We start from the raw sequence: 11,571 nt of genomic DNA, 5'->3' as shown, positions 1-11,571 counted from the left end.
CTACTCGCCGTTCCTTCCCGTGACGGAGTGGATGACCGCGACACCGCCCGGCGCGAGGGCCAAGGGCTCGGTCGGGCCGCAGTGCCGCTCGCTGACCAGGTCCGTGCCCGCAAGGGGGACCCGTGCGCCGGCGCCCGCATGGTCGATGACGAAGGTCCACGTCTGCTGGCCCGAGCGCCGTCGCACCACGTCCACCCCCACGGGGCGCTCCGGCCACCCGGTGTCGAGATCGGCTTCACCGACCAGGTGGGCCACCAGCGCGTCCAGGCCCCGTTCGCTCAGGCGCGTGGCGACATACCAGGCAGCGCCACTGCCCGTCTGTCTGCGCGTGACCGCGGGGCTGCCCGTGGAGGGCCCGTCCGCGAACGAGGCCACGACCTCGGTGCCCGTCTCGGCGTGTCCCCGCTCGGTCCAGATCCGCCCCGTCTCGTCGTGCAGCGCCGGCACGCGCGGGCTGCCACCCGTTCCCAGGGTGGCGACCTGCCCGACCCACAGCGGCGCGAACTCCTCCATCCGCACCCCCAGCAGGTCGGTGAAGGCACCCGGGTAGCCGCCGAGCCGGATGTGGTCCCGCTCGTCCACCGTCCCGGAGAAGTAGGTGATGACGACCTGCGCGCCGGCCTGCGCGGCTGCCGCCACGGCCGCCGCGGTCCGCTCGCTCACCACGTGCAGCGACGGGAGCACGAGAAGGGAGTAGCCGCTGAGGTCGTCCTCGGGCCCGACACCGTCGCAGGTCACTCCGGCCCGCCACAGTGCGTCGTACCAGGCGCGCACCTCATCGGTGTAGCGATGCTCCTGCGTCGGAGTGGCCTCGGCGTCCGTGCTCCACAGTGAGGGCCAGTCGTAGACCAGTGCGGCCTTCGCCTCGGTACGGCTCCCGGCCACGGGCGCGCATCGGCGCAGCACCGCCCCGAGCTCGGTGGCCTCGGCGAACACGCGCGAGCCGGTCCCGGCGTGCCCCAGCATCGCCGAGTGGTACTTCTCCGCTCCGGCGGTCGAGGCGCGCCACTGGAAGTAGCCGACCACGTCCGCGCCGCGGGCCACGTGTGACATGGCGTCCCGGGCCATCTGACCGGGCTCCTTGGCCAGGTTCACGGGCTGCCAGTTCACCGCCGACGGTGAGTGCTCCATGAGGATCCACGGTTCGCCGCCGGCCAGGCCGCGGGTGATGTCGGCCGACATGGCCAGCTCGGTATGGGCATGCGGGAGGTGGTGACCCAGGTAGTGGTCGTTGGACACGATGTCCTGCTCCGGGGCCCAGCGGTGGTAGTCCAGCCCGGTGAACGAGAAGCCGACCATGAAGTTGGTGGTCACGGGCGTGTCTGGACAGATCCGGTGCAGCAGGTCGCGCTCGGCCAGGTAGTGCTCCAGGTGGGCGTCGGAGCAGAAGCGCCTCCAGTCCAGCTCCGCACTCGGGTTGGGGATCGCGGTGGTCGCGCGCGGGGGCAGCACGTCCACCCACTCGCCGTACCGCTGCGACCAGAAGGTCGTGCCCCAAGCCTCGTTGAGACCCTCCAAGTCCACGTAGCGGTCTCGCAGCCACTGCCGGAAGTGCTCGGCCGAGCGGTCACAGAAGCACATCAGGTTGTGGCATCCGAACTCGTTGCCCACGTGCCACAGGGCGAGGCCGGGATGGTCGCCGTAGCGGTCGGCCAACCGCTCGACCAGCTGGAGCGCCCTGCGGCGGTAGTCCGGGCTGGAGGGGCACCACGTCTGGCGGCTGCCGTGGGACAGCCGCAGCCCCTGTCGATCCACCGGCATCGCCTCCGGGTGGAGCCGGCCGAACCACGGGGGCGGAGAGGCCGTGGCCGTGGCCAGGTCGACGACGATGCCCGCAGCGTGCAGCCGGTCCACCACCCGGTCCAGCCAGGCGAACTCGTAGGTACCCGGACGCGGCTCGAGCAAGGCCCACCCGAAGACACCGACGGTCGCAAAGGTGAACCCCGCGATCTGCATCGCCTCGATGTCCTGCTCGAGCGTCTCCGGGCCCCACTGCTCCGGGTTGAGGTCACCACCGAAAAGCAACCGGTCACCGGGCCAGCGGGACGTCGCCATGCGGTCACCCTCCCAGTCGTCGGACCACGGGTCAACATATTCGCACATTGGTGTAGCCGGTCTTGCTCATGACTGTCGATTCGTGTCGGGATCCCTTGACAGACACGCGGAGAGCCGCTTCACTCATGAGTGTTTCACGTTTGAATCTGCGCAAATCTGAACAGGTTCAACCGGGTCACGTCTGTCCACTCAGTGCCGAGTGCCCAGGAGGGCCCCATGTCAGCACGGTCTCGCGCCGGTCAGCCTCCGACTCCGAGCCAGTGTGCACGGCAGGGATACGGCCTGCATACCCCCTTCTCCCGCCGCACCTTGCTGCACGGCCTGGCGGGCATGGGCGCACTGGGCGCGCTGAGCGCGTGCGGCTCGCAGGTGGGGCCGAACGAGGTCTCAGTCGGCTCCCGGGCCACCGAGGACGTCCCCCGCGAGGCTCTGAACGCGGTGATGGACCTCTATACCCAGCAGTCCGGGATCGACGTGCAGATCAACGCCACCGACCCGAACACCTGGCAAGAGCAGATCAACTCCTACCTCCAGGGCAAGCCCGACGACGTGTTCCAGTGGTTCGCCGGCTACCGCGGACGGTTCTTCTACGAGAACGGCCTCGTCTCGGGAATGAACGACGTGTGGGACAGCGTCGGCAGCGGCTTCAGCGACGCCTTCAAGAAGGCGTCCACGGCCGACGACGGCACGCAGATCTTCCTCCCGCTGTACTACTACCCCTGGGCGGTCTTCTACCGCCGCAGCGTCTTCGAGAAGAACGGCTACACCCCGCCGGAGAACATGGAGGACTTCGTCGCCCTCTGTCAGGACATGCAGTCCGCCGGGCTGACGCCGATCGCCTTCGGCGCCTCGGACGGTTGGCCGCAGATGGGCACGTTCGACTACCTGAACATGCGCATGCACGGCTACCAGTTCCACATGGACCTGATGGCGGGCAACGAACGCTGGGACGGCGAGGAGGTCCGGGCCGTGTTCGAGCTCTGGGCCGACCTGCTGCCCTACCACCAGCAGAGTGCACTCGGCCGCACCTGGCAGACGGCGGCACAGTCCCTGCTGCGCAAGGAGAGCGGGATGTACGTCATGGGGCTGTTCCTCAACCAGCAGTTCACCGACCCCGAGGACGCCGAGGACCTGGACTTCTTCAACTTCCCCGAGATCGACAGCCAGATCGGCGCCACCGCCGTCGAGGCACCCATCGACGGCTTCATGATGCGCTCGGACCCGGTCAACCGGGGCAACGCCACCGAGCTACTGACCTTCCTGGGCACGGCGGAGGCGGCCACGACCTACGTGAAGATCGACGCCCAGATCGGCGCCAACAAGAACACCGACACCTCCAGCTACGACCGGCTGCAGAAGAAGTCGGCCGACCTGGTCACGAACGCGGAGAACATCTCCCAGTTCATGGACCGGGACACCCGCCCCGACTTCGCCGCCACCGTCATGCTCCCCGAGCTGAGCCGCTTCCTCGCCAACCCGGGCAACATCGACGGCATCACCTCCTCCATCCAGGCGCAAGCCGACTCCATCTTCCCCCAGCGCTGACCGGCTGCAGACCCTAGGAGCCCCGCATGGCCACCACGTCTCAACCCGGAGAACACACCGGCGAGCTCGACCGCGAACACCGCGAGGGCCAGGACTCGAGTGGGTCCGCGTCCTCCCCCAACGGCAAGCTGCAGCTGCTTTCCGGCAAAGACCGCACCGTGCTGACGCTCATGGTGGCGGTGCCGGCCGTTCTCGTGATCGGTCTGGTCTGGATCCCGGCGCTCATCAGCGTCATGCTCTCGTTCACCAAGTGGAACGGGATCGGTCCGATCAGCGAGATCCAGTGGATCGGGCTGCAGAACTACGCCGACCTGGTCACCATCTATCCCCCGTTCGTACCGGCTATCACGAACAACCTGCTGTGGCTGGCCGTGTTCTTCCTCATCGCCACTCCGCTCGGGATCTTCATGGCGACCCTGCTGGACCGGGAGGTCCGCGGCACCCGTCTGTACCAGAGCGCGCTCTACCTGCCCGTCGTGCTGTCACTGGCGCTGATCGGCTTCATCTGGCAGCTCATCTACAGCCGCGACCAGGGGCTGCTCAACGCCATGCTCGGCCTGGACGGGTCCAACCGGATCGACTGGCTGGGCAACGCCGACATCAACATCTACGCCGTCCTCGTGGCCGCCTCCTGGCGTCACGTCGGCTACATCATGCTGCTGTACCTGGCCGGCCTGAAGGGTATCGACCCCGCGCTGCGGGAGGCGGCCTCGATGGACGGGGCGGGCGAGGTACGCACCTTCTTCAGCGTGATCCTGCCCGCGATGCAGCCGATCAACGTGGTCGTGCTGGTCATCACGGTCATCGAGGGACTGCGAGCCTTCGACATCGTCTACGTGATCAACAAGGGGACCAACGGGCTGGAGCTGCTCAGCACCCTGGTCGTCTCCAACGTCATCGGCGAGGCCTCACGGGTCGGGTTCGGCTCGGCCATCGCCACCATCCTGCTGATCATCAGCCTCGTCTTCATCGTGGTCTACATGATCTCGATCTACCGTGAGGATGCCACCGAATGAGCACCGACGCCGCGACCACGCAGACCAGCGAGCACTCCTCCCAGGAGGACTACCGCAAGCTGCAGGAGACCAACAAGCGGCCCCTGACCGCCGGCCGGGTGGTGCTCTACGCCTTCCTGACCTTCATGGCGCTGGGGTGGCTGTTTCCCTTCGTGTGGGCGCTGTACAACTCGTTCCGCGACTACGCCTACACGGCGGCCAACGGCTACGTCTCGTTCGGCGGGTTCACGTTGTCGAACTACACCGACGCCTGGACCCGCGGCGACTTCACCCAGCTGTTCCTCAACTCGGCCATCATCACCATCCCCGCGGTGGTGTTCACCCTGTTGCTGTCGACCATGGCGGCGTTCGTGCTCGCCCGCTTCAGCTTCTGGTTCAACCTGCCGATGCTGATCCTGTTCACGGCGGCCAACCTGCTCCCGCAGCAGTCGCTGCTCATCCCGTTGTTCCGTTTCTTCCGCGAGGTCGGGCTGCTGGACACCTACATGGCGGTGATCCTGGTGCACATCGCCTTCCAGACCGGGTTCTGCACCTTCGTGCTGAGCAACTACATGAAGGCACTGCCGAAGTCGATGACGGAGGCCGCACTGGTCGACGGAGCCGGCGTGTGGCGGCAGTACTCGCAGATCGTGCTGCCGCTGTGCCGTCCGCCGTTGGCCGCGCTCGCCGTGCTGCAGGTGACCTGGATCTACAACGACTTCTTCTGGGCCGTGGCCTTCCTCAACAGCGGCGAGAAGTTCCCCATCACCTCGGGCCTGCAGAACCTGCGCGGCCAGTTCTTCACCGACTACAACCTGCTCAGCGCAGGCTCCATACTGGTGGCCGTGCCGACGATCATCGTCTTCGTGCTGCTGCAGAAGCAGTTCATCTCCGGTCTCACCCTCGGAGCCGACAAGGGATGACGCGCACGGGCGCCACCCCGCGGCGCCGAGCGGAGCTGGCCAGCCTCACCGGGGGCGGCAGCAGCCTGGTTCTCCGGCTGTCGGTCTCCGGGCTGCCCGAGGTCGTGCACTGGGGCGCCGACCTGAGCCTGCCTCCGGGCAGCGTGCCGGAGGAGCTGGTGCGGGCCGGCGACCCGGCCGTGCCCTCCAGTGCGATGGACGAGCCGTGGCCGCTGACCCTGCTGCCCACCGAGGCCGACGGCTGGTCGGGGAGGCCTGGCTTCAGCGCCCACCGCTCGGGGGTGAGTGTGGTTCCGGACTTCGCCGACGGGACGCGGCTCACGCGATCCGACGTCGACGCCGACGTCGACGCCGACGTCGACCGGATCGTGCTGGACGCGGTGGACACCACGGCCGGGGTGGCTTGGCGCTGCCGACTCGACCTGGACGCCCACGGTGTGCTCCGCGTGGCTCACGAGGTCACCAACCTCGGACCTGGGGTGATGGACCTGGCCGCCGTGGTCGCGATGCTGCCGCTGCCGTCGACGGCGCAGGAGGTCCTCGACCTGACCGGGCGCTGGTGTCGCGAGCGCACGCCGCAGCGGGGTCCGCTGCACCAGGGGGGCCGGGTCCGCGAGTCGCGGCGCGGGCGCACCGGCCACGACGCGACCCTGCTCATGGCCGCCGGCGAGCGCGGGTTCGGCTTCGGCCACGGCGAGGTCGCGGCGGTGCACGTGGCCTGGAGCGGTGACCATGTCCACCTCGCCGACCGATTGCCCGAGGGCGCCGGACGCCATAGTGGGGTGATCGGCGGGGGCGAGCTGGTGCGACCCGGGGAGGTGCGCCTGGCCGAAGGCGACACCTACGCCGCACCCCCCGTGGTGTTCGTGCGGTCCGAGGTCGGCCTCGACGGGCTCAGCGCCGCGCTGCACGCTCACCTCCGAGCGCGTGCGGCGCACCCCAGATCGCCCCGCCCGGTCACCGTGAACTCCTGGGAGGCGCTGTACTTCGACCACGACCCCCACCGTGTGGCGCATCTGGTGGACCTCGCGGCGAGCGTGGGAGCCGAGCGCTTCGTGCTCGACGACGGATGGTTCACCGGTCGTCGCGACGACACGAGAGGTCTGGGTGACTGGCAGGTCGACCATGACGTCTGGCCCGAGGGTCTGCGACCCGTCGCCGACCGGGTGCGCGGGCACGGGATGCAGATGGGCCTCTGGGTGGAGCCCGAGATGGTCAGCCTCGACTCCGACCTGGCTCGCCAGCATCCGGACTGGGTGCTCGCGCCCGTCCGCGCCACGCCGGGAACCCGGGCGTGGCGTTCACAGCAGATGCTGGACCTCACTCGCCCGGACGCCTACGACCACGTGCTCGGCCTGCTTCGCGCAGTCGTGGAGGAGGTCGGGATCGACTACCTCAAGTGGGACCACAACCGCGACCTGCACGAGGCTCTGGATGCTTCCGGGCGCCCAGCGGTGCGCGCCCAGACCCTCGCCGTCTACGCGATGATGACCGAGCTGCGCGCCAGTCGTCCGGCGCTGGAGATCGAGTCGTGTGCCTCCGGTGGGGCGAGGGTGGACCTGGGGATGCTGGAGCACGCGCAGCGGGTCTGGCCCAGCGACTCCAACGACCCCGTCGAGCGGCAGGCGATCCAGCGCTGGACCTCACTGCTCCTGCCTCCGGAGCTGCAGGGCACGCACGTCGGCCCGAGCCCCGCGCACACGACGGGCAGGGTCACCTCGCTGGAGCTCCGGTGCGTCACGGCGCTGTTCGGCCATACCGGCATCGAGTGCGACCTCGCCGCCCTGGGCGAGGACGAGCTCGACCGGCTCCGCGGATGGGTCCGCTTGCACCGGCGCCTCAGGCCGCTGCTGCACACCGGCAGGACGGTCCGGGGCGAGGAGACCGACGGCGCGTGGTGGCACGGGGTCATCGCCCAGGACCGGCTCCACGCTGTGCTCGCCTATGTGCGCCTGACCACCGGCGCCCTCGCCCGTCCAGGACTCGTCCGCATCCGTGGCCTGGAGGATGACCTGCACTACCGGGCGCGCCTGGTCGACCCGACCGGTCGCGAGCCTGCCGTCGTGCACGGCAACGCGATCAGCCAGCCGCCCTGGTGCGCCACCGGCGTGACCCTGAGCGGGCGCGCCCTGGCTGGGCACGGCCTGGCCATGCCGGTGCTGGACCCCGCCGCTGCCGTGCTCGTCGAGGTGTCCGCCGTCTGAGGCGGCGGTCACCCGCCCGGCCGCTCACCGTTGGTCTGGTCGACTGCCCTCCCTCCACCTGCGGACTAGGCCCCGCACACCACGGCATGATGTACTTCACACGCCCACACGCCGCCCTCAAAGTGACGAGAGGTGCCCGCGCAAGGCACAATGGCTGAATGTCTCGTGACCTGCGCTCCGTCATCAGGGGCGGTCGGGGACTCGGACTGGCGGTGGCCACGGCTTTGGTGACCGGCGGCCTGGCTGTCGTCGGGGCAATGTGGTTCGACCTCCCGCTGCGCGACCCGGACGGGTTCCTCGGTCCGAGCTGGACCCGTCTCCCCCTGATCCTGGGTCTGTTCATGGCCGCCGACATCGTGCCGCGCGGCGTCGTCCGCGCCAAGAGCGTGCGGGGCACTCCCGGTGCGCTCAAGCAGGTCATCCGCGAACGGTGGCCGCTGTCGCGCCTGGCCATCGTCCTCATCGCTCTGACCAGCTTCTACATCACCTACGTCGGGTACCGGAACCTGAAGAGCTTCCTGCCCGTGGCGCGGCAACAGTCCGAAGACATGGCCCTGCGCGCCAGCGACCAGCTACTCGCGTTCGGCAGCCATCCGGCCGAGGTGCTGCACGACGTCTTCGGCACCGGTGTGTGGGCGCACATCCTTTCCTGGGTCTACATCTCGTTCCTCTTCTTCGTACCGATCTCTCTGGCGGCAGCGCTGGTCTGGTCACGCAACATCAGCCTGGGGCTGTGGTATACGACCGCGTTGTGCCTGAACTGGGCCATGGGAACGGCGAGCTACTACCTGTTGCCGGCGCTGGGGCCGTTCGCCGTGCGCAGCTGGAACTACGCCGACCTCCCGACCACGGGGGTCAGTCAGCTGCAACAAGGCATGCTCGGGGCCCGCTCCAGCGTCATGGCCGACCCGTATGCCACGGCCTCGGTCCAGAGCATCGCCGCCTTCGCCTCCCTGCACACCTCGATCGTGTTCACCGCGGCGCTCATCGTGCACTTCGCCGGGTTCCCGAGGATCGTGCGCGCCACCATGTGGGTCTTCTTCGTGCTGACCCTGATCTCGACCATCTACTTCGGCTGGCACTACATCATCGACGACATCGCCGGCCTGGTGATCGGTGCCGTCTCGGTCGCCCTGGCAGGTGCCGCCACTCGAGGGGCGGCGGACCATCTGCCCTCGCTCGCTGCTCACAGCGGTCGTCGCGAGCTCGCCAGCAGCCGCTGAAGGCCTCGCCGGAAAGTCGTCGCGGGGCGCGGGTGCGGCAACATGTCGCGGAGCAGGGGCGCAGGCCGATGGGCGAACGCCTCGTCGTGCTGAGCTCGCAGCCGTGCCCGCTCCTGGAGGTTCAACGGCTGCACGGTCTCCTGTACGGCGACCAGGATGGAACCCCGTAGCAGCCACAGCGAGGTCTGGGCCTCCGCGTCGACCATGAGCAGATCGGTCAGCAGGGCTCGGGCCTCGCCGCTCGCCTCCAGGCTGCCGGCCAGCTTGCGGCCGACCTCCTCGTCGGCGTTGCGGGCCTCGGCCTCCACCACCGCGCCGAAGGCCTCCACCGAGTCCGCGACGTGCTCGAGCAGCACGGCGAAGGCCGAGCGCACCTCGTGGCCGTACCCGTCGTCGGTGGTCCTGTCCCGGGGCGCCTCCCGTTGCATCGTGAAGTACAGCGCCCTCAGCGCGAAGAGCGAGGTGTCCAGCGACTCCAGTCCGGTACGCAGGATGGGCTCGACGCGAGGTGAGGAGAACGAGCGTGGGTTGTACCGCCGCACCTCCTCCACCGCGGACACCGACTCGTGGGCACGCGCGGCACGGTCGCTGACCTCACGTGCCTCGTTCAGCCAGGTGGTGACCTCACCCCGGGTGATCGGCTGCTGAGCCATCGACCATCCGGCCTGACGCAGCGACTCCGCCTCCCGTCGCGCCACGTCACGGACCTGGTGGATGGCGGTGCTGATCGGCAGCCTCGGGGGCAGGAGCAGGTTGAACGCCACTCCGATCCCCGCTCCGATCAAGGTGGTGTAGACGCGGGTCTCGGCCGCGATCTCCTGCCCTCCGACGGCCAGGATGAGCATCGCGCTGATCGGGGTCTCCAGGGCCTGGTCTCCCAGCCGCAGCACGGCGGCCAGCAGCAGCGACACGGCGATCACCGCCGCCAGGGACCACCACGTCAAGCCCACCCAGGCCGAGAACGCGATGGCCACGAAGACCCCGGTGACCACGGCGCCCACACGCACCAGCCCCATCTTGACCGAGGACTTGGCCGAGGTCTGCGTGACCAGGATCGCGGTGAGCGAGCACGTCAGGTCGACGGGTCCGTCGATGAGCCAGACCGTCACCAGGTAGGACAGCACCGCGGTCGTCGTGAGTCGCGCCGTGGAGGCGAGCAGAGCGCTCAGCGGCTGCTGTAGGCGGAAGCGCCGTAGGAGCTGGTCCACCAGCACCGTGGCCCAGCGCCTCAGCTCGCCCATCGCAGCCTCCACCTCCGCGTATCTCCTGCCCTCCCCACCCGCCGAAACGCCGTACGCTGGTCGGCGTGCCCGCGAGACCCAGCATACGAGCCACGCCACCTCTTCAGGCGGGCCTTCGATGAGCGCAGGGCTGGCCGCCCTCCTGGATGACGTGGCGATGCTGGCGCGGCTCGCGGCCGCCTCCGTCGACGACGTGGGGGCCGCGGCGGGACGGGCCGGCGCCAAGGCGGCCGGAGTGGTGGTCGACGACGCGGCGGTCACCCCTCGCTACGTGCGCGGGCTGGCCGCCGAGCGGGAGCTGCCGATCATCAAGAAGATCGCCGTCGGGTCGATCCGCAACAAGCTCCTGGTGATCGTGCCGGCGGCATTGGTGATGAGCCAGTTCGTGCCGTGGCTGCTCACGCCGATCCTCATGCTGGGCGGGACCTACCTCTGCTTCGAAGGAGCGGAGAAGATCTGGGAGAAGGTCAGCGGTCACGAGGAGCATGGTCACGGTTCTCAGGGGGGCGAGCCTGCCGCCAAGGACGAGCAGGCGATCGTCAAGGGGGCCGTTCGGACCGACTTCATCCTCTCGGCCGAGATCATGGTGATCTCTCTGAACGAGGTGGCCTCCGAGCCGCTGCTGTCGCGCGCCGTGATCCTGGTCATCGTCGCGATCGGCATCACCGCGTTGGTCTACGGGGCCGTCGGGCTCATCGTGAAGATGGACGACATCGGCCTGGCTCTGGCCGAGCGCGACTCGGGTACCGCCCAGTGGATCGGTGTGACACTGGTCAAGGGCATGCCCCGGTTCATGACTGCGCTCACGGTCGTCGGCACGGTGGCCATGCTGTGGGTGGGCGGTCACATCCTCCTCGTGGGCGTCGACGAGCTCGGGTGGCACGCCCTGTACGACGTGGTTCACCACGCCGAGGAGGCCGTGCACGATGCCGCCGGGGCGCTCGGGGGTGTGCTCGCGTGGCTGACCAACACGGTCGCCTCGGCCGTCATCGGCCTGCTGGTCGGAGCGGTGGTCGTCACCGTGCTGCACCTGGTCCCCAGGCGCAGCAAGGCCGCCAGCCACTGACCCACCGGACCGATCGGCACGGGCGCGGGGAGGACACCGCACGCCGCGCGACTCTTGACCGGGCATGACGACCCCGGCACAGTGGTCGGCGTGAGCGACTTCCCTGACCTTCCTGTCGTGTCGGCCGCGGACCCGGACCTGCCGGGCACGATGGAGCTGGGTGCCTTCTCGCTCTCCCTGTCCGTGGCCGACCTGGCCGTCTCCCGAGACTTCTACGCCCAGCTCGGCTTCGAGGTGACCGGCGGTGACGCCGACTACGGCTACCTCATCCTGAAGAACGGCGAGACCACCCTGGGCCTCTTCCAGGGCCTGTTCGAGG

At 69.1% G+C, this 11,571-nt stretch carries 8 protein-coding genes and 1 pseudogene; 7 read left to right on the top strand and 2 right to left on the bottom strand.

Annotated elements, in window-relative coordinates; genetic code table 11:
• The gene (locus tag VJ976_RS03840; RefSeq protein ID WP_324098789.1) at positions 1–2,055 is read right to left on the bottom strand and encodes a beta-galactosidase; all 2,055 of its coding nucleotides are present in this window, start codon (positions 2,053–2,055) and stop codon (positions 1–3) included.
• 216 nt (positions 2,056–2,271) lie between these two features.
• Between VJ976_RS03840 and VJ976_RS03835 the strand changes: the two genes are divergently transcribed.
• The 5 genes from VJ976_RS03835 to VJ976_RS03815 all read left to right on the top strand — a co-directional run bounded on the left by VJ976_RS03835 (position 2,272) and on the right by VJ976_RS03815 (position 8,945).
• A complete protein-coding gene (locus VJ976_RS03835; RefSeq protein WP_324098788.1) occupies positions 2,272–3,600 on the top strand; it encodes an ABC transporter substrate-binding protein in 1,329 nt (442 codons plus the stop codon).
• A gap of 26 nt (positions 3,601–3,626) precedes the next feature.
• Entirely contained in the window at positions 3,627–4,616 is a 990-nt protein-coding gene (locus VJ976_RS03830) for a sugar ABC transporter permease (RefSeq protein ID WP_324098787.1), read from the top strand.
• Positions 4,613–5,518 carry a carbohydrate ABC transporter permease gene (locus VJ976_RS03825; protein ID WP_324098786.1) on the top strand — a complete coding sequence of 302 codons (906 nt, stop codon included), beginning with the start codon at positions 4,613–4,615 and terminating at the stop codon, positions 5,516–5,518. The genes VJ976_RS03830 and VJ976_RS03825 overlap by 4 nt, the downstream gene beginning before the upstream one ends.
• Positions 5,515–7,722, top strand: a complete 2,208-nt coding sequence (locus VJ976_RS03820) for an alpha-galactosidase (protein WP_324098785.1) — start codon at positions 5,515–5,517, stop codon at positions 7,720–7,722. The genes VJ976_RS03825 and VJ976_RS03820 overlap by 4 nt, the downstream gene beginning before the upstream one ends.
• Before the next feature lie 158 nt (positions 7,723–7,880).
• Entirely contained in the window at positions 7,881–8,945 is a 1,065-nt protein-coding gene (locus VJ976_RS03815; RefSeq protein WP_324098784.1) for a phosphatase PAP2 family protein, read from the top strand.
• Here the strand turns inward: VJ976_RS03815 and VJ976_RS03810 are convergent.
• Positions 8,909–10,186, bottom strand: a complete 1,278-nt coding sequence (locus tag VJ976_RS03810; protein WP_324098783.1) for an FUSC family protein — start codon at positions 10,184–10,186, stop codon at positions 8,909–8,911. The two genes, VJ976_RS03815 and VJ976_RS03810, sit on opposite strands and share 37 nt — an antisense overlap.
• A gap of 118 nt (positions 10,187–10,304) precedes the next feature.
• Here VJ976_RS03810 and VJ976_RS03805 point away from each other — a divergent pair, with 118 nt between their 5' ends.
• Together VJ976_RS03805 and VJ976_RS03800 are read left to right on the top strand one after the other, a co-directional pair.
• Positions 10,305–11,252, top strand: a complete 948-nt coding sequence (locus VJ976_RS03805) for a DUF808 domain-containing protein (protein WP_324098782.1) — start codon at positions 10,305–10,307, stop codon at positions 11,250–11,252.
• 90 nt (positions 11,253–11,342) lie between these two features.
• Positions 11,343–11,571, top strand: a pseudogene (locus VJ976_RS03800) (hypothetical protein); the annotation flags it as partial.

The organism is Ornithinimicrobium sp. (genome assembly GCF_035267225.1).
Lineage (GTDB): Bacteria > Actinomycetota > Actinomycetes > Actinomycetales > Dermatophilaceae > Ornithinicoccus.
This window is presented reverse-complemented; position numbering and strand designations above follow the sequence as displayed.